Origin of the sequence: Pandoraea soli, assembly GCF_902459595.1 — a bacterium.
GTDB lineage: Bacteria > Pseudomonadota > Gammaproteobacteria > Burkholderiales > Burkholderiaceae > Pandoraea > Pandoraea cepalis.
The window spans coordinates 198,121-222,044 of sequence record NZ_CABPSG010000005.1 but is presented as its reverse complement, the minus strand read 5'-3'; the positions used below and the strand labels follow the sequence as shown (position 1 = coordinate 222,044).

Annotated in this window: 26 protein-coding genes; 14 read left to right on the top strand and 12 right to left on the bottom strand. The window is 62.2% G+C overall.

Going from position 1 to position 23,924, the window contains the following annotated elements:
- From PSO31014_RS11340 to PSO31014_RS11330, 3 genes are all read left to right on the top strand, one after another.
- The gene (locus PSO31014_RS11340; protein ID WP_150551711.1) at positions 1-951 is read left to right on the top strand and encodes a LysR family transcriptional regulator; all 951 of its coding nucleotides are present in this window, start codon (positions 1-3) and stop codon (positions 949-951) included.
- A 73-nt stretch (positions 952-1,024) separates the two neighbouring features.
- On the top strand, positions 1,025-1,606 hold the full coding sequence (ruvA, locus tag PSO31014_RS11335; RefSeq protein WP_150551710.1) for a Holliday junction branch migration protein RuvA: 582 nt from the start codon (positions 1,025-1,027) through the stop codon (positions 1,604-1,606).
- A gap of 53 nt (positions 1,607-1,659) precedes the next feature.
- On the top strand, positions 1,660-2,568 hold the full coding sequence (locus tag PSO31014_RS11330; protein ID WP_150551709.1) for a LysR family transcriptional regulator: 909 nt from the start codon (positions 1,660-1,662) through the stop codon (positions 2,566-2,568).
- 28 nt (positions 2,569-2,596) lie between these two features.
- Here PSO31014_RS11330 and PSO31014_RS11325 read toward each other — a convergent pair whose 3' ends face one another.
- Together PSO31014_RS11325 and PSO31014_RS11320 are read right to left on the bottom strand one after the other, a co-directional pair.
- Positions 2,597-3,886 carry an MFS family transporter gene (locus PSO31014_RS11325; protein ID WP_150551708.1) on the bottom strand — a complete coding sequence of 430 codons (1,290 nt, stop codon included), beginning with the start codon at positions 3,884-3,886 and terminating at the stop codon, positions 2,597-2,599.
- A 394-nt stretch (positions 3,887-4,280) separates the two neighbouring features.
- The gene (locus tag PSO31014_RS11320; RefSeq protein ID WP_150551707.1) at positions 4,281-5,153 is read right to left on the bottom strand and encodes a LysR family transcriptional regulator; all 873 of its coding nucleotides are present in this window, start codon (positions 5,151-5,153) and stop codon (positions 4,281-4,283) included.
- A gap of 200 nt (positions 5,154-5,353) precedes the next feature.
- On the opposite strand from PSO31014_RS11320, the gene PSO31014_RS11315 reads away from it, so the two are divergent.
- The 6 genes from PSO31014_RS11315 to PSO31014_RS11290 are packed head-to-tail and all read left to right on the top strand — an operon-like array spanning position 5,354 to position 9,771.
- Positions 5,354-6,214, top strand: coding sequence for a transporter substrate-binding domain-containing protein (locus tag PSO31014_RS11315; RefSeq protein ID WP_150551706.1), 861 nt, complete (start codon positions 5,354-5,356; stop codon positions 6,212-6,214).
- A 29-nt stretch (positions 6,215-6,243) separates the two neighbouring features.
- Positions 6,244-6,906: an amino acid ABC transporter permease gene (locus tag PSO31014_RS11310; protein ID WP_150551705.1), complete on the top strand. Its 663-nt coding sequence runs from the start codon at positions 6,244-6,246 to the stop codon at positions 6,904-6,906.
- Positions 6,896-7,558, top strand: coding sequence for an amino acid ABC transporter permease (locus tag PSO31014_RS11305; RefSeq protein WP_150551704.1), 663 nt, complete (start codon positions 6,896-6,898; stop codon positions 7,556-7,558). The genes PSO31014_RS11310 and PSO31014_RS11305 overlap by 11 nt, the downstream gene beginning before the upstream one ends.
- 31 nt (positions 7,559-7,589) lie before the next feature.
- Positions 7,590-8,549 (top strand): agmatinase, encoded by a 960-nt coding sequence (locus tag PSO31014_RS11300; RefSeq protein ID WP_150551703.1) that lies wholly within the window; start codon positions 7,590-7,592, stop codon positions 8,547-8,549.
- A 14-nt stretch (positions 8,550-8,563) separates the two neighbouring features.
- Positions 8,564-9,292, top strand: coding sequence for an amino acid ABC transporter ATP-binding protein (locus PSO31014_RS11295; protein ID WP_150551845.1), 729 nt, complete (start codon positions 8,564-8,566; stop codon positions 9,290-9,292).
- A 56-nt stretch (positions 9,293-9,348) separates the two neighbouring features.
- Positions 9,349-9,771 carry a RidA family protein gene (locus PSO31014_RS11290; protein WP_150551702.1) on the top strand — a complete coding sequence of 141 codons (423 nt, stop codon included), beginning with the start codon at positions 9,349-9,351 and terminating at the stop codon, positions 9,769-9,771.
- A gap of 108 nt (positions 9,772-9,879) precedes the next feature.
- Here PSO31014_RS11290 and PSO31014_RS11285 read toward each other — a convergent pair whose 3' ends face one another.
- Positions 9,880-10,440 carry a hypothetical protein gene (locus tag PSO31014_RS11285; protein ID WP_150551701.1) on the bottom strand — a complete coding sequence of 187 codons (561 nt, stop codon included), beginning with the start codon at positions 10,438-10,440 and terminating at the stop codon, positions 9,880-9,882.
- A gap of 420 nt (positions 10,441-10,860) precedes the next feature.
- On the opposite strand from PSO31014_RS11285, the gene PSO31014_RS11280 reads away from it, so the two are divergent.
- Positions 10,861-11,178, top strand: a complete 318-nt coding sequence (locus tag PSO31014_RS11280; RefSeq protein WP_150551700.1) for a DUF190 domain-containing protein — start codon at positions 10,861-10,863, stop codon at positions 11,176-11,178.
- Positions 11,179-11,236: 58 nt separating this feature from the next.
- On the opposite strand, the gene PSO31014_RS11275 is transcribed toward PSO31014_RS11280, so the two are convergent.
- Both PSO31014_RS11275 and PSO31014_RS11270 read right to left on the bottom strand, forming a co-directional pair.
- Positions 11,237-12,553 (bottom strand): MFS transporter, encoded by a 1,317-nt coding sequence (locus PSO31014_RS11275; protein WP_150551699.1) that lies wholly within the window; start codon positions 12,551-12,553, stop codon positions 11,237-11,239.
- Positions 12,554-12,593: 40 nt separating this feature from the next.
- Positions 12,594-13,742 (bottom strand): M20 aminoacylase family protein, encoded by a 1,149-nt coding sequence (locus PSO31014_RS11270; protein WP_246176591.1) that lies wholly within the window; start codon positions 13,740-13,742, stop codon positions 12,594-12,596.
- Positions 13,743-13,982: 240 nt separating this feature from the next.
- Here PSO31014_RS11270 and PSO31014_RS11265 point away from each other — a divergent pair, with 240 nt between their 5' ends.
- Together PSO31014_RS11265 and PSO31014_RS11260 are read left to right on the top strand one after the other, a co-directional pair.
- Positions 13,983-14,516 (top strand): MarR family winged helix-turn-helix transcriptional regulator, encoded by a 534-nt coding sequence (locus PSO31014_RS11265; RefSeq protein WP_246176590.1) that lies wholly within the window; start codon positions 13,983-13,985, stop codon positions 14,514-14,516.
- A gap of 77 nt (positions 14,517-14,593) precedes the next feature.
- Positions 14,594-14,872, top strand: a complete 279-nt coding sequence (locus PSO31014_RS11260) for an alpha/beta fold hydrolase (protein WP_343039581.1) — start codon at positions 14,594-14,596, stop codon at positions 14,870-14,872.
- 181 nt (positions 14,873-15,053) lie between these two features.
- On the opposite strand, the gene PSO31014_RS11255 is transcribed toward PSO31014_RS11260, so the two are convergent.
- The 7 genes from PSO31014_RS11255 to PSO31014_RS22940 form a co-directional block, all read right to left on the bottom strand.
- Entirely contained in the window at positions 15,054-17,222 is a 2,169-nt protein-coding gene (locus PSO31014_RS11255; RefSeq protein WP_150551698.1) for a TonB-dependent siderophore receptor, read from the bottom strand.
- A gap of 267 nt (positions 17,223-17,489) precedes the next feature.
- Positions 17,490-18,374: a copper homeostasis membrane protein CopD gene (copD, locus tag PSO31014_RS11250; RefSeq protein WP_150551697.1), complete on the bottom strand. Its 885-nt coding sequence runs from the start codon at positions 18,372-18,374 to the stop codon at positions 17,490-17,492.
- The gene (copC, locus tag PSO31014_RS22650; RefSeq protein ID WP_246176589.1) at positions 18,371-18,949 is read right to left on the bottom strand and encodes a copper homeostasis periplasmic binding protein CopC; all 579 of its coding nucleotides are present in this window, start codon (positions 18,947-18,949) and stop codon (positions 18,371-18,373) included. The genes copD and copC overlap by 4 nt, the downstream gene beginning before the upstream one ends.
- Positions 18,897-19,370, bottom strand: coding sequence for a hypothetical protein (locus PSO31014_RS11240; RefSeq protein WP_174976477.1), 474 nt, complete (start codon positions 19,368-19,370; stop codon positions 18,897-18,899). The genes copC and PSO31014_RS11240 overlap by 53 nt, the downstream gene beginning before the upstream one ends.
- A 159-nt stretch (positions 19,371-19,529) precedes the next feature.
- Positions 19,530-20,255 (bottom strand): DUF6988 family protein, encoded by a 726-nt coding sequence (locus tag PSO31014_RS11235; RefSeq protein ID WP_150551696.1) that lies wholly within the window; start codon positions 20,253-20,255, stop codon positions 19,530-19,532.
- Positions 20,252-20,731 carry a hypothetical protein gene (locus PSO31014_RS11230; RefSeq protein ID WP_150551695.1) on the bottom strand — a complete coding sequence of 160 codons (480 nt, stop codon included), beginning with the start codon at positions 20,729-20,731 and terminating at the stop codon, positions 20,252-20,254. Before PSO31014_RS11230 ends, PSO31014_RS11235 begins: the two co-directional genes overlap by 4 nt.
- Before the next feature lie 435 nt (positions 20,732-21,166).
- Positions 21,167-21,544 carry a DUF2946 domain-containing protein gene (locus tag PSO31014_RS22940; RefSeq protein WP_150551694.1) on the bottom strand — a complete coding sequence of 126 codons (378 nt, stop codon included), beginning with the start codon at positions 21,542-21,544 and terminating at the stop codon, positions 21,167-21,169.
- Positions 21,545-21,645: 101 nt separating this feature from the next.
- Here PSO31014_RS22940 and PSO31014_RS22645 point away from each other — a divergent pair, with 101 nt between their 5' ends.
- Positions 21,646-22,056: a FeoA family protein gene (locus tag PSO31014_RS22645; RefSeq protein ID WP_246176588.1), complete on the top strand. Its 411-nt coding sequence runs from the start codon at positions 21,646-21,648 to the stop codon at positions 22,054-22,056.
- A 4-nt stretch (positions 22,057-22,060) separates the two neighbouring features.
- Positions 22,061-23,914 (top strand): ferrous iron transporter B, encoded by a 1,854-nt coding sequence (gene feoB / locus PSO31014_RS11215; protein WP_150551693.1) that lies wholly within the window; start codon positions 22,061-22,063, stop codon positions 23,912-23,914.
- Positions 23,915-23,924: the final 10 nt, after the last annotated feature.

The following is a 23,924-nucleotide window of genomic DNA, read 5'->3' as shown; positions in this document are numbered from 1 at the left end:
ATGGACTGGACCCATCGACTGCGTCTGCGCAATCTGCAAATGCTGCTGACTCTTGCGGAGACCGGCAACATGAGCCAATCCGCGACATTGCTCAACACGACGCAACCCGGTTTGTCGAAGTGGCTCAAGGATTTGGAGGAGGACATTGGCCTGCCGCTGTTCGAGCGTCAGGCGCGGGGATTGCGTCCGACGGCCTACGGGGAATCCCTGATCCAGCACGCGCGGCGAATCGAGGCGCAGCTCGACACCGCGCGCGACGATCTCGACGCCATGCGCGAGGGCGGCAGCGGGTTGGTGGCGATCGGCACGTCGGGGGCGTCGTCGGCGGACACGGTGCCGCTCGCGATGTTGTTGCTCCTGCAGCGCATGCCCCGCGTGCAGGCCCGCGTGATCGAGAACACGATGGACCGGCTGATGAATCAGCTCGCGCACAGCGAGATCGATATCGTCGTTGGGCGCTCGGCGCCCGAACTGCAGGACCGCAACGTTCGCGCCGAGGCGCTGTATCTGGAGCCGCTGCATTTCGTTGCGCGCGCGCGCCATCCGGTCTTCTCGCTCGACAAGGTGGACTGGCCCGACATGCAGCGTTATCGCTGGGTGGTCTGGCCGCGTGGCACGCCGATCCGCAACGCGCTGGAGTCGGCGCTCGCGGAGGCCGGTTATCCGTTGCCGGCCGACACCGTTGAGTCGAATTCCACGATTCTCAATCTCACGTTGCTCAACAACAGCGACATGATCGGCCTGGCGTCGCACCGCACGGCGAGCCGTCTGCAGGCGCTCGGCGCGTTGCGTATCGTGCCGTTACGGCTGGCGGGGTTCGGGGCGATCTCGATGTACTGGCGCGACGACGGCGCGAACCGGGCGGCGGTGGCGGCGGCGCTTGAGTGCCTGCGCAGCGCGGCAAGACGCTCGACGGGCGATGTTGTCGCGGGCATTGAAGGCGACGGATGAGCTTGCCGAGTCCGTGGCCGGGCTGGCGGCTGCTACACTTGCCGCCTGTCGAAGTCACTCTCCCGAGGCGTCAATGATTGGCCGCATCTCCGGCACGTTGCTGGAAAAGAATCCGCCGCACATCCTGGTCGATTGCCAGGGGGTGGGCTATGAAATCTCGGTGCCGATGAGCACCTTCTTCAACCTGCCGAATCTCGGCGAGCGCGTGACGTTGCTCACGCAGTTCATCGTGCGCGAAGACGCCCAACTGCTCTTCGGCTTCGGCTCGCCTGACGAGCGCAATACCTTTCGTGAACTGCTCAAGATCTCCGGTGTGGGCGCACGCACGGCACTCGCGATTCTCTCGGGCATGAGCGTTGCGGACATCGCCCAGGCCGTCACGCTGCAGGAGTCGGGACGTCTGACGAAAATCCCCGGCATCGGCAAGAAGACGGCCGAGCGTCTGCTGCTCGAACTCAAGGGCAAGCTCGGCGCGCAACTGGGCACGGTGCCCGGCGCGGTCACGCCGCACGATCACAAGAGCGACGTCGTCAATGCACTGCTTGCGTTGGGCTACTCCGACAAGGAGGCGCTTGCGGCCGTCAAGAACGTGCCCGACGGCACAAGCGTGTCCGACGGCATCAAGCACGCGCTCAAGTCGCTCTCCAAGGCCTGAGCGCAACACGAACCGGCCTCGTCGAGGCCGCGGGGAGGCTGTGAGGAGACGGTATGCAACTGCGATGGCTTGAAGACTTCGTCGAACTGGCACGCACGCGCAGTTTCACGCGAGCGGCGGAAAACCGTTTCGTCACGCACCCGGCATTCGGGCGACGCATCCGTGCCTTGGAAGAGTGGGTGGGCACACAGCTTGTCGAACGGAGCAAGCCGCTAGAACTCACGGCTGCCGGCACCGTGTTTCTCGACGCGGCCACCAACGCGCTCGACATTCTTCACGGTGCTCGCACGCAATTGCAGGACGCCGCGCCCACGCTCGAAAACAATCTGAAGATCGCCACGGGCCGAACCCTGGCCGCCACCTTCTTTCCGGATTGGTACGACGAGGCGGTCTCGCGCATTGGGTTCTTCACCGCGACGCTGTCCACGGGCGGTGCCGAAGAGGCCATTCTGCGGCTGGCGGCCGGCGAGGTCGATCTGCTCATCGTGTATTCCAGCGCGCACACGCGGCTGTTGATCGATCAGGAGCGTTATGACTGGTTGAGTGTCGCGCGTGAAGTGCTGGTGCCGGTGAGTGCGCTCGACGCCAAGGGGCGCGCCACCTATCGGCTTGCCGCCGGGCCGTCGCCGATTCCCTGGCTGGCGTTCGCCCGCACGCTGACATTGCGGGCCGTACTGGCCCGCCATCTTGCCGAGATGGCAAACCGTCCTACGCTCAAGCCTGTGTATCAGGCCGATTCGTACGAAGCGATTCTGGCGATGGCGCGACGCGGTGCCGGTATCGCGTGGCTGCCGCAACGCCTGGTGGCCGACGACATTGCGCGCGGCACGCTCGCCATCGTGGGCGGCAAGGAATGGCAGATCGGCTTCGATATTGCGCTCTACCGGCGGCGGCACCAACCGCACCCGGTGCTCGACGCGATCTGGCAGAGCGCTCGTCAGGCCTCGGGGGACGACGCCTGAGCTTCGCGCCAACCCCCGACGTGCCCGATCAGTGCTCGTGCTGCAGGTACTTTGCCTGACGCGGCAGGCGCAGGCTCACGAGGAACGCCAGGACCATCATGCCGGTCACGTACCAGTAGAACGTCGGCTCCATGCCGGCCTTCTTGAGGCCGAGCGCGACATATTCAGCCGAACCGCCGAAGATGGCGTTGGCCACGGCGTAGGCCAGACCCACGCCGAGCGCACGCACTTCGATCGGGAACATCTCGGCCTTCACGATGCCGCTGATCGACGTGTAGAAGCTGACGATGGCGAGCGCCAGGCAAATCAGCAAAAACGCCGCGGTCGGGCTTTGCACCGTCTTGAGCGTGGTGAGGATCGGTACCGTGGCAATGGCGCCGAGCGCGCTGAAGAGCAGCATGTTGGTGCGACGGCCGATCTTGTCGGACAGCATGCCGAAGATCGGCTGCATGCACATGTAGACGAACAGGCAGCCCGTCATGATGTAGCTGGCCGTCTTGATCGGCATGCCGGCCGTGTTCACCAGGTACTTCTGCATGTACGTGGTGAAGGTGTAGAAGATCAGCGAGCCGCCGGCCGTGTAGCCGAGCACCGTGAAAAACGCAGCCTTGTGGTGGCGGAACAACCCGGCGATCGAACCGGCGTCGCGGCTGTTGCGGCTCGCGCTCGTCGACGTCTCGCGCAGCGTGCGACGCAGCAGCAAGGCAACGACCGCGGTGATCGCGCCGACCACGAACGGAATGCGCCAGCCCCACGCCTTGAGTTCGGCCTCGCTGAGCAGTTGCTGGAGAATCACGACCACGAGCACGGCAAGCAGTTGACCGCCGATGAGCGTCACGTACTGGAACGACGAGAAGAAGCCGCGACGGCCCTTGAGCGCCACTTCACTCATGTACGTCGCCGTGGTGCCGTATTCGCCGCCCACCGACAGACCTTGCAGCAGCCGCGCCACCAACAGCAGTGCCGGGGCCCAGTTGCCGATGCTGGCGTGCGTCGGGAGCGCGGCGATCATCAGTGAGCCGAAGCACATCATCACCACCGAGATGACCATCGAATTCTTCCGGCCATTCCGGTCGGCGATGCGGCCGAAGATCCAGCCGCCAATGGGACGCATCAGGAAGCCTGCGGCAAACACGCCCGCGGTGTTGAGCAGCTGTGCGGTGGGATTGGCACTCGGGAAGAACGCCGGCGCGAAGTAGATCGCGCAGAACGCATAGATATAGAAGTCGAACCACTCGACCAGATTGCCGGACGATGCCGCAACAATTGCGAAAATGCGCTTGCGGATTTCTTCCGGCGTGGGCGGCTTGGTGGCCATGGCGGCGTCGGTAGTAGCTGTGTCTCTCATTTCTACGGGCGATGGTGACATCGCATTAATAACTACGTTTGCAACATGACGCTGATGCGCTCGCCTCACAGGGATCACCTATCCGGAGGCACAACCCGGCATCGCGTCCCGGGGGCGGGCCAACTATAGCGGGTGAGGGCATGCGCAGACAATGCCTGAGTGCTGAATCGATTATTGTGAATATCGAAACAATCGAGTCGATTGTTGCGTTGCAGCATGATGATCGCGCCCGTCGCACGGTGGTTTGCGGGCACGCTGCGATCGTTTTGATGGGTGGGACGAAGCGCGGAAAATCGAGAAAATTTTTTTCGGATGCCCTGTGCACCGCATCGGCCAGCGCGCCGCGCGGCCGAACCCTCGCGCCTCATTCGCGAGGGTGGCACTGCGCCAGCAGATCGAGAAACAGTTCCAGCGCGCGAGTCCTGGGCCGCGAGGCCTCGGTGATGGCGCTGATGGCATTCTCATACTCGGGGCCTGTCGGAACCTGCACCAGGGCATGGTGCTTACCAAACAACGCGGCGTAATACTGCGGCAACAGCCCGACGTAATGCCCGGAGAGCACCAGCATGGCGACAGCCTCCAGTCCCGACGCCGTTGGCCCTCGCGTCAGCCCGAGCGAATTGAGCGCTTCATGCACAAACGGCTGGCTTCGGTAGACGAGCGGCAACGTCAACGCCTCCTTGATCCGATGCCGCGCAACGTATAAGCGGTGACGCTCGATAAACAACGGCTGGTAGTGAAACCCGGCTTCGCGACGATACATCCCACGAATGGCGATCTGCACTCGGCGCTCACGCAACGCGAGATCGAGTTCGTTAAAGGTCATGACCGTCAGTTCGACCTTCACGTCGGGGGCCTGCGACTTGAGCGCGGCAAGCGCCTCGGGGATGTGGCAGCCGACGTCGGACACAATGTGCTCGACCATGCCGATGGACAACGTGCCCGAGAGCACACCGCGCACCGCATCGATTTCGGGCCGTATGCGCTCCAGCGACTTCAACGCGTCGCGGGCAAGGTCCAGCGCGACCTTGCCTGCGTGCGTGAGAACGAACCCGGACGGTCCACGCTCGCACAGGCGAGTGCCCAAGGTTTCCTCGACCTCGCGAATGTGCCGGCTGATCGACGCCTTCGACATGTTCAGTTGCTTCTCCGCCGCCGCAAAGCCGCTGGCCTGAGCGACGGCACAGAAGATGCGCAACGAGCGCAGGTCACGCTCACTGAAGTCACGACTCGCCACTGCCTCACTCCCGGAAATAACGCCAAATCTGCTGCGGATGGCGCGTGTCAAAAGGTTTCGTTTTTTGGAACCATACCAATAAAAAAATCATTTTTCATGATCTTTTTGCCCGCATACATTGGATTTCACCCGCACCGGGCCGGACCCGACCGAACCGATGCGCCAGCGCAATCCCCTACCCACACCCCGCGAGGCAAGCGATGAAGACCTGGTCCAGACGATCCTTTGTAAAGGCGACGCTCGCATCGAGCGCCGCATTGGCCTTGCCGGCCCTGCCGACGATGGCGTACGCCGAAGGCGGCACCCTGGCCGACATCAAGAAGCGCGGCAAGCTGACGGTCGGCACCGAGGCGGCCTACGAGCCGTTCGAGTTCGTGGAAAACGGTCAGGTGGTCGGATATGGGCACGATGTGCTTGAACTGATGGCGGCGAAGCTCGGCGCGAAGCTCGAGCAGATGAACCTGCCGTTCCAGGGCTTGCTGCCGGGCCTGATGTCGCACAAGTTCGACTTTGTCGCCACCAGTGTGGGCATTACACCGGAGCGCGCCAAGCGCTTCGCCTTCAGCCAGCCGGTGGGTGTCGTGCGCTCAGTCCTGATGGTGCGCGCCGACGATGTCGCGATCAAGCAGGACATGGACATCGCCGGGAAGACCATCGGCACGCAGATGGGATCGTCGTCGCAGCCGGTGGCCGACGAATTCGAGAAGGAATTGAAGGAAAAGACCGGCAAGGGTTACGCCGGCACGCGCCTGTTTCAGGCCTATCCGGATGTGTCGAACGCGCTCGCGAACAAGACGATCGACGTGGCGCTGATGCCGTCCAATATCGCCGCCGTCCAGATGCGCAAGCAGCCCAACGTGTTCCGCATTGCCGGGACCATCGGCCAGCCGAAGCTGCTGGCATGGGTCGCCAATCCCAACGATCTGGAGATCCGCAAGTTCATCAACGATTCGCTCGATGAATTCCGCGCGAACGGCAAGCTCGCCGCATTGCAGAAAAAGTGGTTCGGCGCGTCGATGGACACGCCGCACGCGAACTACCTGCCGCAAGGTGCCATTTGACGCTCGCAACCACAGTCGGCGGGCTTGACATGGGAGGCGTGATCGCACCGTTTCTCGAAGGGGTGGTCTCGGGAACGGCGATCACGCTGGCCGCGTCGGCCGTCGCCTTCGCCATCGGTCTGGCGCTGGGTGTCGTGCTGCTGCTCGCCCGCATCTCGCCGCTCGCGCCATTGCGCTCGCTCGTCGTGCTGTGGGTGAGCCTGATTCGCGGCACGCCGGCACTGATTCACATGCTGATCGCGTACTACATGGTGCCGGCGCTGTTCGATATCTCGATCTCGCCCATCACCGCCGGAATTGCGGCGCTGGCGTGCAACACGAGCGCCTATATCGTCGAGATACTGCGCGGTGCGCTCGGCACGATCTCTCGTGGGCAACGGGCCGCCGCGTACGCCATGGGCATGCGCGTCTCGCAGGTCTGGCGGCACGTGCTGCTGCCGCAGGTGATCTATCGCGCCATTCCGCCGCTCACCAGCGAGTTCACGATCCTGCTCAAGGCGTCGTCGCTGATGTCGATCATCGCCGTGCCGGAGCTGGCGACGGTCGCCCGCAACGCCACGCTGCAGACCGACCTGCCATTGCAGGTGTTCGCGATCACCGCCGCCGTGTACTTCGTCCTTCTGTTCTGCATTTCGGCCGTCTCGCGTCTGTGCGAGCGCCGCGTTTCCAGGATGTTGCCCCATGGCCATTGATGTCTCCATTGTCAGGGAAGCGATTCCCGTGCTGCTCGAAGGTCTGCGCGTCACGGCACTGGTCAGCGTCATCGGCATTCCGCTCGGCGTGGCGATCGGCATCGTCGCCGCCTATGCGGCGCAGTCGCGCACGATCTTGCGACCTGCCGCGCTGGGCTACGTGGAACTGGTGCGCAACATCCCATACCTGATTCTGGTTTATCTGTCGTTTTTCGGCCTGCCCAAGCTCGGCGTCGGTGCGTCGGCCATGAGCGTCGCGGTAGGTTGCACGGCGTTCTACACCGGCGGCTACTTCTGCGAAATCCTGCGCGCGGCACTGCGTAGCGTCGCCCTCGGACAGACGCATGCAGCGCTCTCGCTCGGCATGACCTATTGGCAGACGCAACGGCACATCGTCGCGCCGCAGCTCTTTGGCTTCCTGATTCCGCCGACGACGAGTCTCGTGATCATGATGTTCAAGGACTCGGCCATCTTTTCGGTCATGAGCCTGCCGGAGATGACCTACCAGAGCAATCTGCTCACGGCCAACACATTCGCCTACGTTGAAGTGCTTGGCACGACAGCGTTGATCTACTGGGTCAGCAGCGTCTTGCTGGCCAGCGTGGGGCGTCGACTGGAAACCGTTGTCGGGCGACGTACCCGGCACGCCTGACGCCCCGAAACTTCCCCCCGAGGACACTTTCATGACGACCTACACCGTGGCCCCTCGCACCGGCCATCCGACCCTGCTGTATTCGGAGCTGGATCTCGACATCGACAACCTCAAGGCCGACATCGCCGTGCTGGGCATGCCGTACGGTGCCCCGTACGCGGCGTCGGATTTCAGCAACGACCAGACGAACGCGCCGTCCGCCATCCGCCAGGCGACGGATCGCATCGCGCGTCGCCCGAACCACTACGACTTCGATATCGACGGGCCGCTGCTCCAGGGGCGCACGGATATTCGCTTCGTCGATTGTGGCGACATCATCCCGGATCTGACGAAGCCCGGCGAGCACTATGCCCGCGCCGAGGCGGCGGTGCGCCGCATCGTGGCCGGCGGCGCGATGCCCATCGTGCTTGGCGGCGACCACGGTATTACGACGCCCGTGCTGCGCGGCCTGGACCAAAAGGGGCCGATCACGCTCGTGCACATCGATGCCCATCTGGATTGGCGCGACGAGGTGAACGGCGTGCGCGAAGGCCTCTCGAGCCCGATTCGCCGTGCGTCGGAGATGGCGCACGTGGACCGCATCGTGCAGATCGGCCTGCGCGCGCAGGGGAGCGGCCGTTACGAGGAACTCGTTGCGGCGCGCGCCTATGGTGCTGAACTGGTGACCGCGTACGAACTGCATGACATCGGCATGGACGCCGTGCTCGATCGCATCCCGGACGGCGGCAATTACTACCTGACCATCGACGCCGACGGACTCGATCCGTCGACGATGCCGGCCGTCGCCGGTCCGGCGCCGGGCGGGGTGACGTTCGTGCAGGCGCGCAAGCTCATTCACGGCCTGGTGCGCAAGGGGCGCGTGGTCGGCATGGACATCGTGGAGATTCAGCCCGAGAAGGACGACGCCAACATGATCTCGTGCGTGACGGCCGGCCGTCTGATTCTCAACCTGATCGGCGCATCGATCCGTGCGGGGCACTTCGACAAATGAGCACCGCACAGCCCATTATCGACATCCGGAACGTCGACAAGTGGTACGGCGCACACCACGTGCTCAAGCAGTGCTCGACGCACGTGGGCAAAGGCGAGATCGTGGTGGTGTGCGGGCCGTCCGGGTCCGGAAAGTCGACCTTGATCAAGACGGTCAATGCACTGGAGCCATTCCAGAAGGGCGATGTCGTCGTCGACGGCACGTCGCTCACGGCCCGGACGACCGACCTGCCGAAGCTGCGCAGCAAGGTCGGCATGGTCTTCCAGCATTTCGAGCTGTTCCCGCATCTGGATCTCACGCGCAATCTCACGCTCGCGCAGCAGATCGTGCTGGGCCGCGGCGCCGACGCGGCGCGCACCAAGGCGCGCGCGCTACTCGATCGCGTCGGTCTGTCGGCGCATGCGCACAAGTATCCCGGGCAGTTGTCGGGCGGTCAGCAGCAACGCGTGGCGATTGCGCGCGCGTTGTCGATGGACCCGATGGCCATGCTGTTCGATGAGCCGACCTCGGCGCTGGACCCGGAGATGGTCAACGAGGTGCTCGACGTCATGGTCGAACTCGCCCGCGAAGGCATGACGATGATGGTCGTCACGCACGAGATGGGGTTCGCGCGACGCGTGGCCCATCGCGTGGTGTTCATGGAGGACGGCGCCATCATCGAGGACAGCCCGACCAACATGTTCTTCAACGACGCCGCCAGTGCCGCCGCCAAACGCTTTCTCTCGAAGATCCTGACACATTGAGTGCGCGACACCATCGCGCCGATCTCACCCGCATCAAGACCCCATACCGAGACATCATGACGCACACCCGAATCCGAAAATTCAACACCCGCGACACTTACCCGGAGCAGAAGCTCGACAACGATCTCTGCCAGGCGGTCGTCGCCGGCAACACCATCTATCTGCGTGGGCAGATCGGCCAGGATCTCGATACGCGCGAATCCGTTGGCATCGGCGATGTTGCCGCGCAAGCCGAAAAGGCCATGGCCAACGTTGCGATGCTGCTCGACGAGTGCGGCAGCCAGCTCGCGGACATCTGCAAGGTGACGGTGTATCTCGTCGATCCGCGCTATCGCGAGGCGGTCTACAACGTCATGGGACGCTGGCTGAAGGGCGTGTTTCCAGTGTCGACCGGCATCGTCGTGCAAGCGCTGGCGCGCCCGGAGTGGCTGGTTGAGATCGATGTGACGGCGGTGAAGTCGGCGACGTCGGCGGCATAAGCCGCATAAGCGAAGCAACAACAACGTCGGGCCGGCGTGCAAGCGCCGGCCAGGTATCGCGCTGCGCCAAGCACGGTCAAACGCACAGGAGCGCCCTCAGAGGCGCGCTCAGAAGCGGCGTTTGACGTAGATCGTCGCACCGAAGTCGTGTGAGCGCAGCAGCGGCACACGGGCACTTGCCGAGAAGGTCCAATCCTCCGTCTTGAGCGACAGTCCGCGCTTCGGGTCGGAGCCCAGCTTATCGTCGGTGTTGGCCCACTGCACGAGGGACAACTGCGGCGCCGTGGAGGGTCCGATCTTCAGGTAGCTGTGAGTTGGCCGCGCGGCCGGTTCCGAGGTCGAGGTGTCGATCCAGTCCACATGTCCGTTGTCCGCCGTCGGCAACGCACTGTTGATCGCTTCGATGCGCGTGTAAAGGAATGCGTTGTCGTCGGCCTGCGCGGTCGGCTCCGGACCCTCGCGACCAAACGGATACACGGTGACGCGAACGGCCGGAACGGCCGCGACGGAGACCGGCGGCGGTTGCGGCACTTGTATGGGGAGTGGCCCGGGGCCAACGTTGGCCAGTATCATCTGTTCGGATGATCCCGAGTTGGCGCCCTCTGCGATCGCCACGCCGCTTAGCGTGACGACACATGCGCCGATCATCCATTTGCCTAGGCACGTCATGGACATGCCTCCCGTGAAGGAATGGAAACGCTACGTCGCCAGCCCCAATTTGTCTTACGTACAACGACCTTCGTATAACGAACCGTCTTTCGTGGTCTTTTCGCGTCGTACGCATTTAGGAAGTGTAGTCAGTCATTTGCGTCCCGCTACCCCAATTTGCACCGAGGTTGATCGTCGTCAGACCGGAACTGGCTGCCCAGGCCCGTCGGACGTGAGACTTGCGCCGGTGGCGACGACGCGCCTCGGGGTTTGTCCCGAGATCGTGACGGCGGTTGCCGACGCAGAGGACCCGAGGTGGGCGGCGCATGGAACGAGTCGCGTTCCCAGCGAAGTGCGATGTGCTAGATTTAAATCAACGGGCGAGGGTATGCCAGTCGGGGTCGCGCGATCTCGGCTTGCACCGCGCCTGGGGAGGTCATCATGCACGGATGTCAGCTCACCTTCTACACGCAGCAGAATCACCGCCACGGCCATCAACCGGTCGCCGAATGGATCATGGGCGAGGTGCGCCACTTGGGGATTCGCGGGGCCACCCTGTTCCTGGGCACGGAAGGTATCGATCATGTCGGAAAGCGCCACGCCGCCCGATTCTTCGAGCTCGCCGAACAACCGGTCGAGGTCGTGTTGGCCATCACCGATGAGGAAGCCGAACGCCTGCTCGACGTGATTCGTGCGCAACGCGTCCACGTTTTCTATACGCGCTTCCCGATTGAATTCGGCATGCTTGGCGATGGTTAGCGCAGGGCGGAGGCACGCCGCCGCCGACCGTCCTGTTCGCGCTTGCTTTGTACGAGGCTCAGGTCGCAAGCGCCGCTGAGGCGCGACGCCCGGTCGACGGCAACACCAGCACACCGGCCAGCCCGATGACCACGCTCGTCAGCACGTAGTAGATCGGCGCGAGATTGCTGCCGGTCACATGCACGAGCCACGTATTGAGGAACGGCGCGAGGCCGCCGAACACCAGCACCGCGAGGTTGTACGTGACGGCGGCGCCGGTCGAGCGCACGCTGACCGGAAACACCTCGGTCAGCACGATCGGCGTCGGGCCCCAGAAGAAGCTCATGAAGAACGACACGCCGATCTGCACCGCCAGCAGCGAACCCAGACTCGGCACCGTGACGAAGTGCTTGAACAGCACGTACGACACGATGCCGTACGCGACGATCGCCGGCAGCAGGACCGCCTTGCGACCGTAGCGATCCGATAAATGGCCGGCAAGCGGGCAGAACACGAGAATGACCAGTGTGGCGATGAACGTGCTCAGGTTGACGTCGGCGGCCGACATGCCCAGTTGCTTCTTCGCGAAGATCGGCAGGAAGAACACGAACACGTAGGCCGACACGGTGCCGACCACCGAGACGCCGAGCGTGCCGAGCACCGCGCGCGGATAGTCGCGGAACACGGTGCGCAGCGGCGTGTTCACGCGCTGAATCTTGCCGCGTTTCACATCGTTCGCGTAATTGAGAAATTCCGGTGATTCGTCAACGTTCGAGCGGATCAGCCAGCCGACCGGCCCGATCAGAATGCCGAGCAGGAACGGCAGACGCCAGCCCCACGACTCCAGATCGTGCGGCGCGAGATTGACCGTCAGCAGGTATGCCACCAACGCACCGAGAGAAAACGCCAGCGCCTGCGAGCACATCTGGAAGCTGCCGAAAAAGCCGCGGCGATTCGCGGGGGCGAACTCCACCAGCATCGTGGTCGCACCGCTGAACTCGCCGCCGACCGAGAAGCCCTGGATCAGCCGCGCAAGCACCATCAGGATCGGCGCCGCAATGCCGATAGCCTCATGCGTCGGCAAGATGCCGATCATGCCGGTGCCGACCGCCATCAGCACGATCGTGAGCGACAGCGCTTTCTTGCGGCCCACCCGGTCGCCATAGAGGCCGAGCAGCACGCCGCCGAGTGGCCGTACCGCGAAGCCGACGCCGAACGTCGCGAGTGTGAGCAGCATCGACGCGAACTCGTTGCCGCTCGGGAAAAAAAGTTTCGCGATCATCACGGCGAACAGGCCATAGATCGCGAAGTCGAACCATTCGAAGGCATTGCCGAGTACCGAGGCGATGACAACTTTGCGCACCATCGCCGGCGACGGCGTCGGGTTTTCGTTCATTGCGGTTCCCCTCTGATCGATTGTTGGGAGTGAGACCGGCTTAGCCAAGCCGTTGCCGGACGATTTCGAGGAACACGGCCACGCCAGTGAGGGCCGTATCGTCGTCGAAATCGAATTCGGGGTGGTGACAGGTGAGTCCGTCGTGACCGAGGAAGAAGTACGAGCCCGGGCGCTGTTGCAACATGAACGCGAAGTCTTCCGAGGCCATCAGCGGGGCGACGTCGACGATCACGTTGTCCACACCGAGCACGCGCTCGGCCGCACGTCGCACATGATCGGTTTCGGTGGGCGTGTTGACGGTCGGCGGCGAAGTCTGCAGATGCTCGAAAGTGACGTCGCACCCGTACATCGTCGCCGCGCCCTCGCAGATCGTGCGCAGTCGCGCCAGTGTGATGTCCTGGGCTTTGACCGACAGCGTGCGCACGGTGCCTTCGAGCACGGCGGTGTCGGGGATGACGTTGATCGCCGTGCCCGACAGGAACTTGCACACACTCACCACGGCGGTGTCGAGTGGGTCGATGTTGCGACTCGCGATGCTCTGTATCGATTGCACCAGGGTGGTCCCGACGATCAACGGATCGATCGACTTGTGCGGCATCGCCGCGTGGCTGCCGATGCCCTTGATGGTGATGCGGAACAAGTCGCACGCGGACAGAATGGCACCGCTGCGCACGCCGACCTTGCCGGCCGGCAGGGCGTTGTTGTTGTGCAGCGCGTAGATTTCATCGCAATGGAATCGCGCGAACAGGCCGTCGTCGATCATGGCCGAGCCGCCGCGCAACGTTTCCTCGGCCGGCTGAAAGATCAGATGAACCGTGCCCCGGAAATCGCGATTCAGGGACAAGTGCCTGGCGACGCCGAGCAGGATGGCTGTGTGGCCATCGTGGCCGCAGCCGTGGAACACGTTGTCGTGCGTCGAGCGGTGCGCGGACGTGCCCTTTTCGCTCATCGGCAGCGCGTCCATGTCGGCGCGCAGACCGATCGACCGCCCCTCGCCGCGCGTGCCGCGGATCGTGCCGACGACGCCAGTGCCGGCAATACCGGTCTCGATGTCGATTGCCCAGTCGGCGAGCAGCCTTGCCACCAGACCGGCCGTGCGATGCTCGTGAAAGCCCAGCTCCGGATGCTGGTGGATGTCCCTGCGCCAAGTGCGCATCTGTTCTCCAAGACCGCTCAATTCGTCATCCATCTGCATTGCGCCAACCTCTTTTCCGTGGGGGAGTGGGGGCCGTCCAGAGGCTGCCCGGACGATCCATTTTTCGAAGAATAATTTATTAATTGAAATATTCAACTAATGAATTACCCGCATATTGTTGGCCGTCCGTCAAGCTGCGCTATCATCGTCGTCGATAGCGAAGCGGCTGCGGGTGTGGTTGTGGCGGCGCAACGCGCTTTGACGGGATGAAGTCTTCAGACAGGGCGGCAGCACATGCGAGCAAGAGCGTCATCGGTGGGGCATGACGAAGGACCGGAGGGCCGTGGCAAGGACGACAAGGCCAAAGATGAAGATGCCATGGCCGGCGGCGGGGCCTATTATTTGACGTTCAAGTTGGACCTGATCAAGAGCGAGATGATCAGCCGCGCCAACGCGGAGTACCGTCCCGCGTTCGGGCTCGATGTGCGTTCGCTGCGCGTGCTGCGGGTGATCTGCGACGCGCCTGGGATTACCGCGAGTGCACTCAATGCGCAGACGCTGATCGAGAAGACGCTACTGTCGAAGCTGATTGCGGACCTGATTCAACGCAAGCTGGTTCGGCGCTCGATCCATCCCGACGACGCGCGCCACTTCCAGTTGTGGCCGACGGCGGCCGGCAAGCGTTTGCGCGTGTCGAGCGACGAACTTGGGCAGTCGATGGAGACGGAGATGCTGTCGATGCTGACCGCCGAAGAGCGCGGGCAACTGAACAGCATCGTCGACAAGCTGGTCGATGCATTTCAAAAGGCAGGAAAGACCCAGGGGTGAACGTCGCGGGCGCGCGGGCGGGATCGTCGGCCCGGCGCGAGACGGCAGCCCATGGACGTTCTGGGGCGTAGCTCGTCATGGGGGCGCCGCTCGCCGCGAAGCTGGCCGTCAACCACACGGTGGTTGTGCCGGATCTGCGGGGCATGGGGCTTTCCGACCATCCCGCGACCGGCTACGAGAAGAAGAACGAAGCGCGCGACATCGCCGGTGTTCTTGACACCCTCCAGATCGGCAAGGTCGACGTGGTCGCCCATGACATCGGCAACATGGTCGCTTACGCGTTCGCGGTCGAGCAGCCCGAGCGCGTATCCAAGCTCGTGCTGATGGATGCGCCGATACCTCGCGTCTCTCGGTGAACTTTGCGACTAATCGTGCGGGCCAGTTAGCGCGACGATCCGGCACCGCCCGCGTGGACCCCGAACGCCTGGCGAAGTTCGTCACACCGCTATTGCGAAGCCCACAATAGAGACGTGTAGGGGAACAGCCGCACGAGGACTTAACCTTCGGTGCACCGCCTGCGGTACTTCTATTGCGCCGTCAGAACGAAAATGCGGCAGTGACCGTCACTGTTCTCGGCAGCGCCGGAATAACCTGGCCGCCCAGAAAGTAGTTGGAAGGCATGAAGTACTTCTTGTTCGTGAGATTGAAGATGTTCAGCCCGTAGCGCGCCTTTCCGATGGTGTACGACGCCTGTGCGTCCCATACGGTGGTCGCTGGTGTGAAGAACGTGTTGGTCGAGTTGCCCGGTAGCGCCGAGTTGTACGTCATGCCAAGCCCCAACCCGAGTCCGGCAAGTACCCCGGAGCGGAAGTCGTATCGCGTTGCCAGTCGAAGCGTTTGCTTCGGCACGTTGAACAATTGTTTATCGACCAACGCGGCGTTGCCATCGTCCACAATTTTGGCAGTCTGCTGAGAGTACGCAGCTATCCATGTCCACGCTGGTGTGGCCTGCCAACGCACGTCGACATCAACGCCTCGTGAGCGTTGCTTGCCCGCCTGAATGTAATAGCCTGCGTTGGCTGGATCGGCCACGGCAACGTTCTTGCGATTCAGGTCGAAGAGGGCCACGGTTGCCGTGATACCGGCAAGATCCTTGAGACGCAGCCCGATTTCCTTCTGGGTGTACTCCTCCGGCTTAGGTGGCGATGCGAACAGATAGAACGCCGGGACTCTGATGCCTTCGCCGTAACCGGCGAACGCCGATATTTTCGGCGTGATTTCGTAGACCGCGCCAACGCGCGGTGAAACCTTTGAATTGGTGCTGACGTTGTAGATGCCGTAGGCGTAGTTGTTATCGGTAATTCTGATATCGGAATAACGAACGCTGCCCAGGAAGTGCCAGCGGCCCACGTCGATCTGATCTTGCAGATAGGCCACCGTCGAGATGTAGCGGTTTTGCTGATCAGGCGTTGACGGGGCAACGGGTTCTGACCAGGCGGGATACACCGGGTTAGTCAGGTTCACGTTGTCGTACGAGACAGGCCCAAGCATGTTCGAGTAGGCCATGAATTCGTCGTCGCGCGTGTACTCGTAATCGACCCCGAGATTTAACGTGTGCTTCAACGCGCCTGTCGTGAACTTGCCGGTGAGGCTTGGCGATAGGGTGGTGGTCTTCAGACGAGCCCACATTCGCACACCGCACATGGTGTTGCTAAACGGTGTCGCGCTTCCGAAGTCGCCACAGCCCATCGGGCTGGCTGAGTCCACCAGCCAGGTCCCACGCTGATCGAGCTGTACTTCGTTATAGGCGCTCAACAGCGAGAAACTCCAGACGTCAGTCAACTGCTGAGTCCACTGCAAATTGAGACCCTTCGACGTGTTGGTCGTATTCGGTAACCCGGCGGCCGCAATGTTGGTCTGCCTTGGCAGCGTGAAGATCGATGTGTTCAGCGTACCGTTCACCGGTAACCCGCTGTAGTCAAGCGTGGTGGTGTCGAGATAGCGGGCTCTGAGCACGATTTTGGTATCGGCGTTCGGCGTCCACGACAGGCTCGGGAACAGGGATCGCTTTCTGAAAAAGACGCGATCCGTCTCACTGTCGCTGTTCGACGCTTCGCCCGTTATCCGGAATGCCCAGGCGGAACTCAGGGGCTGATTGATGTCGAAGTCCAGACCTTTCTCACCGTAGGACCCCGCTTTGAAGCCGATTTTTCGCACGGCCTCAAGTGTCGTCGGTTCCAGTGTGGTGATCGCAATCGTGCCACCGGCCGTATCGTAGGCGCCCACGCCCTGCGCGCCAAAAAGCGCGCCCGCCGGACCTTTGATGACATCGATACGGTCAACATTCACAAGACTCTCTTGATCCGTAAAGTTGCCTTTCATCGCGACGCCGTCGACCACTGTGCCGGAATGAAATCCACGAATGTTGAATACGGTGTTGTTGGCGTCGCGCGAATCGATAGCATTCACGTTGCTGACGTTGCGCAATGCATCGGAGATCGTTTTGGAACCCTGATCGTCGATCATGGCGCGCGGCACCGTGATAATCGATTGCGGGATGTTCTCGATCGGCGTATCGGTGCGCGTTGCAGCGTTGCTTGACTGCACGACGTAGGCGTTGTCGCGCGAGGCACTGACTTCGGTCGGCGCAAGGAGTACGGCGTCGTCGGCCGTAGCCGCGCCAATGTAGCCCACGGCCAGCGAGCAAGCCACAGTTGACTGCACGGCGAGCAGTGCTGCGGAAGAATGTGTTCTGGATTTATCCACGCAATCCTCGAGGAACTTTTTATTGAATCTCCGAGGCTACTGGGAACGGCCGCGACGACAAAGGCGGCAATTTGTCGCATACCTATGCATATTCTTGGGGCAATGCGTGATGCGTACTTCCTGGCACAACCCCATGTTCAGGACCTGCGGGCGTTGTCGGTGACTTCGGTTTGTCATTGGATAGTGCGCGACGGAACGAATTTCGACGTCCTGGCATGTCGAACGCGCGCTCGATTCTGGTGTCGCGGACCGCCATTGCACGCGGTGCTAGTTTGGCTCCAGCATGCCGAAATACGCCACCAGGCCGATGACGGCGACCGACAGTCCAATTTCGAAGACTGTGCCCCAATAGAACATGCGTCGCGCTTGCGGCCAGTCGGACATGTGGGGCACAAGAACATACCGGTTGACGATCGCCACCACCACCATGACGATCACAAGCAGGCTCTTGAGCGTCAGTAGCGTCTGATAGCGAAATGTCCAGTCGAACGGAAAATCGCCGACGATCAATCCGGTATTGACGGCGCCGCTGATCAACGTAAGTGCCACGGCGATGTGTCCCGCGCTTGAGAAACGCAGCAAGGCGCGCTTTGCGCTCGCCCGACTCAGCGGCTCACGCACATCCTGCATCAGGAAGCACACGATAGGGAGTGCGCCGAACCAAGCGCCGGCGCTGACCAGATGGAGAAGGTCATTGAGCCGGTGCCATACGCGGGTGGCGCCATCGTGCATCGCGGCATGTCCCGTCACGACAAAACTGCCGAGCAACGCCGCGCTAATCCCCGCACTCGCACCTATCGCGATGCGCTCCGGAGTGCGCCAACTGAGACCCAGCAAAATTGTCGCCGCCAATTGGCACCACCACGCCGTGCCGATCGTGGTTTCATTGGCCACGGCAAGCAGCGTGCCCATATCGGTGGCGTCGCGCCAATCGCCGCCCAGACTTGCTGCGTGGGCCGGTAGCGATGCCGCTACACTTGCGGCAATGATCAGGGCACACGCGCGGCGCATGTGTCGCGACCGTTGCCAGAGCGATGCCCGCAATTCAACCGGAACCAGGGTCACGATAAAGAGTGCACTGCCCCAGAGAAGCAGTGCGGCATTATCGAGCCCGAAACGGCTCCAGAATATCCAGGTATCCGGCGAACTCAAGGCTTGACGGTAAAGGTGTAGGTGCCAGACGTCTTATGCCCGTCAACGGAAAGTGCCCGCCAATTCACCTTGTAAGCGCCGGGTGCCAGCTTGCCGGGCACGCCGATCATCAACATCTTGCCGCCGTCCATGAGCATTGCATCGCCAAGGTTCACTTCTTTTTGGTCCGGGCCCGTGAGTGTCGCGCCGCTGAACTTAAGCGTCAGTGCTTCAGAGAACGTCAGGTCGAGCTCCGATGGCGATGACACACTTGCCTTGTCTGCCGGGCTGGCCGCTTTCAGATGCGCATGTGCCCAGACGTTGCTGCTCAGGATAGCCATCGCTGCAATCGGTGCGAGAAGGAGACGAGAACGCATTTTCATGTGATACCTCTTCAGTTGTGCAATAACGTCGACATAAAAAACGGCAAGCCGGCGGCAGGTCGTGAGTCCATATCTGCGATCCGACATCGGCTTCCCGAGCTTGAAAACGGCAGCTCCCTGACGCCTGATCGGAAGATCGCCAGCGCCAAGCGAGATGCCGTCAGTGAAAATCAGCTGGCCACCTGTTGCTGTGGAGCCGTGCGGCGTCGTCATCGATGTCACGCAACACGTTACCGCTATATTGATCGATGCACAGCGTGCGCTCGTCGCGCGGATCCGGCGGGAAGTGTGAGGCCGTGTAGACGCCGTCCACACGAGAAGTCGCGACCAGACTGCATCCGCTACGCATGCCCTTGTTGGCCGCGATGTCGATAATGCGGTCGACGGGGAGCGTGCCCTGCGCGTTCAGTTGGGTAATCGTCAGTCCCTTCTTGCTACCGCGGCCGTGAGCCGCATGTTCGTCGGCGATGCGTGCGCCAAAGGTTTGCTGCGAGCCGCTGATGCCGCTAATGTCTTTCATGGTGTTCATGTTCTGTTTGCCGTGCATGTCATGCGTGGGCATTTGTGAGCTGGGCTCGGTGGTATCGCCCACCGCCCACGGCAGTTGTGCAATCGGCAAATCGTCCATCTTCATGGGCATTTGGGAGCGCACCGGTGCCTCGCCCCACGCGCCGGCCGGGTACCCCATGCCGGCCTGCGTAGCTATCGCCTTGAACGGCTAGCCCCACGACCCGGACCACGGCAATTCCGTGAGCACGAACGCACTTCGGCCGACGCGAGGGCGTGTGGATATTCATGCCAACGCCTGCGCAAGTGGTGACGGCGAGCGTCGTGCCCGGCGCTTGGGGGCCGGACGATACAGTGCCTCAAACGCGTTGCGTAAGCGGGTCATTTGGCGTTCGTTTTTCCCGCTGTCGACAATCTCCCGGCACGCGAGCCACGAGAGATAGGCCCCCGAGCGAACCAGTTTCGCGATGTTGGGCTGCAGATGCGCGTCGTCGAGCCGATCGGCCTTGATACGAGTGAGCACCTCTTGACGCCCGCCGTGGCTCACGTCGCACAGGTTCGCCTGAAACGCCATCATGGCCGACTTCGTTGCGCGGTCTCCCCAAAGACCGCTATCGCCGAGATCGCGTGCAATTGCCGTAAAGGGTGGCGGGCGCTGTTCGGCGCGCAGAAAGCCGAGGACCTGAGCGTCGGTGGCGCATCTCCGATACCAGGCGCCTCGGGCAAAAGCATCGAACTGGGCTTTGTAGAGAGAGCACGCCGGAGCGTAGGCCGCTTCGGACACGAGCGCCAACACGCCGTCGAAGTGTTCCAGCGACAGCAACTGGAAGGTGCCGAAGACACGTTTGCGGGCCGTGGCGCGCAAGTCGATCGCTTGCAGCAAGCCTTCGCGTTGCGCGTTCCAGTCTTCCGCGAGCGATAGCTCGTCGTGAAGCGGCTGAGGGACCAGCCATTGGGTGCCGGAAAGCGCGCTGGCGGTCGATTTTGGCTCACCGTTGCTCAGCATCATCATCGGGCCTCCGACAATTCAGCGGCATGCGTCAGGTGGAGTCGATCCGGGGAGAGGACATCCAGTTGCAGGTATGTCCCTGCCGGCATGCCGTGAAACCAGCGCTTAAGCCTCGCGCCTCCGTAGAATCGGCAAGCACCGCTCAGATTCGATGTGCGATTGACGACGGATGTCAACGGCTCGGTCTCGTCTCCGATCCAAATTTGCACTCGCTGACCGTTCGGACCGAAGTGGCGATTCAGGTCGCCCGCCGGAATATTGAAGAATCCATTGTCCCGACAGGACGCGCGAAGCATCAGCGCAATACGCACCGACTGACTGTCGGAGACCGTGCCGGCTGCCTCAAATGAAGCGCGGTTCCAGGCGGGCATCAGCGCGCTAACAATGCTGTCCACCAATCCATCGACGAGATTGATCGCGAATGCGCCGTGCAAAGGCTGGGGGTCGCCCGTAAAGACGTAGATGTCGATGCTCGGCACTTGCCGAAGTCGCGCGACAAGTTGCTCGTGACAACGTGTCTCCCGTGCCGACGTCCGACACGCACGCCGGTACAGATATAGGCGTCCTTCCAAAGGCATGGCCGTCTTCCCGACGTAATGCACTTTGTCGTCTTCGACAAAGGCATACATTACGTTGCGATGCTCGCTACTTACGTGCAACGTCAACTGCAATTGATTGCCGGATAGTGTCCACTGACCAACATGCTGAAAGCCGATGTCGCGCAGTTCGGAGAGGCCCCGGGTGCCGCTTGGGCCGCAGGTCGGGGAGGGGCGCGAGGACACTGCGCGGCCATACACGCGCGCGCGAGTGCGGCTCCGCCGAAGGGGGCACGGTGTTGAGTTCATGAGCGTTTCGAGAAGCAACCTGAACATCCGGCGCCCAAGGGGGCGGAACCGGGAAGTAGGGGCGGTCGTTCAAGCGAAACGAGGGGGAGCTCTCGGTAAGGGGGACGGTGGGAATGCGTCGGTGAGGCGCGTCTCCAGAGTGGAAACGCGCGAGCGGGCAAGCAAAACGCGCAAGGGCGATACCGGCCCCGAAACGCTCGGCGCTGGCGACAGATGTGCGGCAACCGAGCAGTATCCACAGGCCTGAGACAACAGGCCGTGGTCATGCGACCGGCCGTGTGTGGACGTTTGCGAACCATGCGCGATGCATATCGCTGACGCCAGTGCATCGTCGAGCAACGCACGCTGTGCCTGCCGCCATTGGCTGACGCTTGGTGCTATGAGCACCAAGGCCATGGCGAGGAGCCCAAGCCAGGCGAGGAGACGACGATGCCGCAAACGGAGCATGCGAGACGGGCGAAGTTTGGGGGAGGCTACGACGTCGTGGGGCGTTACGACGCGTAAAACGTAAATTTACGAGTTATCTGCCCGAGTTTGGGCATCTAGGTGTGCGGCATTTTGACGCAGGGTTTTGCCTGTTCCCGAGCACGTCGCCGCTGCGGGGCAATGCCCATGAGGGCGCGCGGCCACCAATTCGGCGGTTGATTTCACAGGCAAGTCTTGGATCCGCGCGGCTGCCTGCTTATACTGCAAATCATTATCATTTACGTTTTTGGCTAGCCATGCAGTTGTCGGCGTTGAGAAAAGGCAGCATTGCGACGGTGATTTGTGTCACCGATGTCGCGAAGCCGGATGCGGTCGCGCATCGACTTCGCGAATTGGGTTTCGTCGAGGGCGAGTCCGTGCGCGTTGTGGCACTGGCACCATGGGGCGGAAACCCTATGGTCGTCCAGGTGGGCACGAGCCGGTTCGCGCTCAGGCGAGACGAAGCGGCGCGCGTTCAGGTTCAACAAGGGTAGTGCGATGGTGTCAACAGCTATGAGAATTGCCCTTGTCGGCAACCCCAACTGCGGCAAAACCGCCCTCTTTAATCAGTTGACCGGGGCGCGTCAGAAAGTTGCTAACTACGCCGGGGTTACGGTGGAGCGGAAGGAGGGGGTATTCGTTTCGCCGAAGGGACAAACAATTCGTGTCCTCGATTTGCCCGGCACTTACAGTCTTTCCGCGACCAGTCTGGACGAGAAGGTCACACACGATGTCCTGCACGGCATGTACGCCGGAGAGGCGGTGCCCGAGCTGATCGTTTGCGTGGTGGATGCGACCAATCTGCGTTTGCATTTGCGATTCGTCCTTGAAGTGCTTTCGTTGGGACGCCCGGCGGTCCTGGCGCTGAATATGATGGATGCTGCCCGGCGTCGTGGTATCGATATCGACGTGCCAGCGTTGTCGCGTGAGTTGGGGATTCCTGTCGTTGAGACCGTGGCGATTGCGCGTATCGGTGTACGGGCGCTCGTCGACACACTGGACGACGTTTCTGTTTCGGGCATCGCCGGGCTTGCTGGCGGCAACGAAGGGCAGCGTGCCGATCGCGACCTGCACGACGAGGTGCGGCGTATCATGGCCGGTTCCGTCAACGTGCCGCCGGCCGCCGATACGCTCGACGAACAGCTGGACCGTATAGCACTGCATCCTGTGCTCGGGATGATCGTGCTCACGGCCGTGATGTTCCTGATCTTCCAGGCCGTGTATTTCATCGGCAAGCCCATGACGGATGCCATCGGCGACAGCTTCGGCTGGCTGGGCGAGCAGGCCGGTATATGGCTGCCAGAAGGTCCGCTGCGCAGTTTGATCGTTGACGGCATCTTCGGCGGTCTGGGCACCGTGCTGGGTTTTCTCCCCGAGATACTGGTGCTCTTTTTCTTCATCCTCGTGCTTGAAGAGTCAGGATACCTGCCGCGTGCCGCATTCTTGCTTGATCGCATGATGGTTAAGGTCGGCCTGACCGGTCGCTCCTTCATTCCGCTACTGTCGAGCTTCGCCTGTGCGATTCCCGGCATCATGGGTACGCGCAGCATTGCCGATCCTCGCCAGCGACTCACGACGATTCTCGTGGCGCCGCTGATGACGTGTTCGGCGCGCTTGCCTGTCTACGCCTTGCTGATTGGTGCGTTTATTCCGAATACGCCGGTGTTGGGGGTGTTCAAACTTCCGGGGCTCGTGCTTTTTGCAATGTATGTCGCGGGGATACTGGGCGCCATGGCGGTCGGGTGGATCTCAAAGCGCTTGCGTGGAACGCGCTCTCAACCGCCGCTACTCATGGAGTTGCCGTCGTATCGCATGCCAAAGGCGCGCAATCTGGCGCTTGGCCTCTGGGAGCGCGGCTGGATCTTTGTGCGGCGGCTCACCGGTGTGATCCTTGCGCTGACCGTTCTCATGTGGTTCATCTCGACGTTCCCGTCGGCGCCCGCCGGTGCCACCGGGCCTGCCATCGACTATTCGTTTGCGGGTTACATTGGCCGTGCGCTCGAAGTCATCTTTGCGCCGTTGGGCTTCAACTGGCAAATCAGCATTTCTCTAGTGCCTGCGTTCGCTGCGCGCGAAACGGCGGTCACCGCGCTCGCGACCGTCTATTCGGTCGCTGGTGGTGCCGATGACGCGGCTGGGCTGGCGGCAGCACTGTCGTCGAACTTCCCCGCAGCCACGGCGCTTTCGCTGCTTGCGTGGTTTGCCTTCGCGCCGCAGTGCATGTCGACGCTTGCGGTGATTCGGCGTGAAACGCAGTCATGGCGCTATGTTTTGATTTCCTTCGGCTATATGTTCGGTCTTGCTTATTTCGTGTCGTTCGTGACGTATCGTCTCGCGCTGTGGCTGCTTTGAAGTCCAGGAA

Coding starts and splice junctions, on each gene's coding strand:
- PSO31014_RS11240 (WP_174976477.1), bottom strand. CDS start 19,370: ATGAAGATGGACGATTTGCCGATTGCACAACTGCCGTGGGCGGTGGGC.
- PSO31014_RS11235 (WP_150551696.1), bottom strand. CDS start 20,255: ATGATGATGCTGAGCAACGGTGAGCCAAAATCGACCGCCAGCGCGCTT.
- PSO31014_RS11305 (WP_150551704.1), top strand. CDS start 6,896: ATGGCCATTGATGTCTCCATTGTCAGGGAAGCGATTCCCGTGCTGCTC.
- ruvA (WP_150551710.1), top strand. CDS start 1,025: ATGATTGGCCGCATCTCCGGCACGTTGCTGGAAAAGAATCCGCCGCAC.
- PSO31014_RS11315 (WP_150551706.1), top strand. CDS start 5,354: ATGAAGACCTGGTCCAGACGATCCTTTGTAAAGGCGACGCTCGCATCG.
- PSO31014_RS11270 (WP_246176591.1), bottom strand. CDS start 13,742: ATGGATGACGAATTGAGCGGTCTTGGAGAACAGATGCGCACTTGGCGC.
- PSO31014_RS11275 (WP_150551699.1), bottom strand. CDS start 12,553: ATGAACGAAAACCCGACGCCGTCGCCGGCGATGGTGCGCAAAGTTGTC.
- feoB (WP_150551693.1), top strand. CDS start 22,061: ATGGTGTCAACAGCTATGAGAATTGCCCTTGTCGGCAACCCCAACTGC.
- PSO31014_RS11260 (WP_343039581.1), top strand. CDS start 14,594: ATGGGGGCGCCGCTCGCCGCGAAGCTGGCCGTCAACCACACGGTGGTT.
- PSO31014_RS11325 (WP_150551708.1), bottom strand. CDS start 3,886: ATGGCCACCAAGCCGCCCACGCCGGAAGAAATCCGCAAGCGCATTTTC.
- PSO31014_RS11300 (WP_150551703.1), top strand. CDS start 7,590: ATGACGACCTACACCGTGGCCCCTCGCACCGGCCATCCGACCCTGCTG.
- PSO31014_RS11310 (WP_150551705.1), top strand. CDS start 6,244: ATGGGAGGCGTGATCGCACCGTTTCTCGAAGGGGTGGTCTCGGGAACG.
- PSO31014_RS11330 (WP_150551709.1), top strand. CDS start 1,660: ATGCAACTGCGATGGCTTGAAGACTTCGTCGAACTGGCACGCACGCGC.
- PSO31014_RS11340 (WP_150551711.1), top strand. CDS start 1: ATGGACTGGACCCATCGACTGCGTCTGCGCAATCTGCAAATGCTGCTG.
- PSO31014_RS11280 (WP_150551700.1), top strand. CDS start 10,861: ATGCACGGATGTCAGCTCACCTTCTACACGCAGCAGAATCACCGCCAC.
- copC (WP_246176589.1), bottom strand. CDS start 18,949: ATGACGACGCCGCACGGCTCCACAGCAACAGGTGGCCAGCTGATTTTC.
- PSO31014_RS11285 (WP_150551701.1), bottom strand. CDS start 10,440: ATGACGTGCCTAGGCAAATGGATGATCGGCGCATGTGTCGTCACGCTA.
- PSO31014_RS11290 (WP_150551702.1), top strand. CDS start 9,349: ATGACGCACACCCGAATCCGAAAATTCAACACCCGCGACACTTACCCG.
- PSO31014_RS22940 (WP_150551694.1), bottom strand. CDS start 21,544: ATGCTCCGTTTGCGGCATCGTCGTCTCCTCGCCTGGCTTGGGCTCCTC.
- PSO31014_RS11265 (WP_246176590.1), top strand. CDS start 13,983: ATGCGAGCAAGAGCGTCATCGGTGGGGCATGACGAAGGACCGGAGGGC.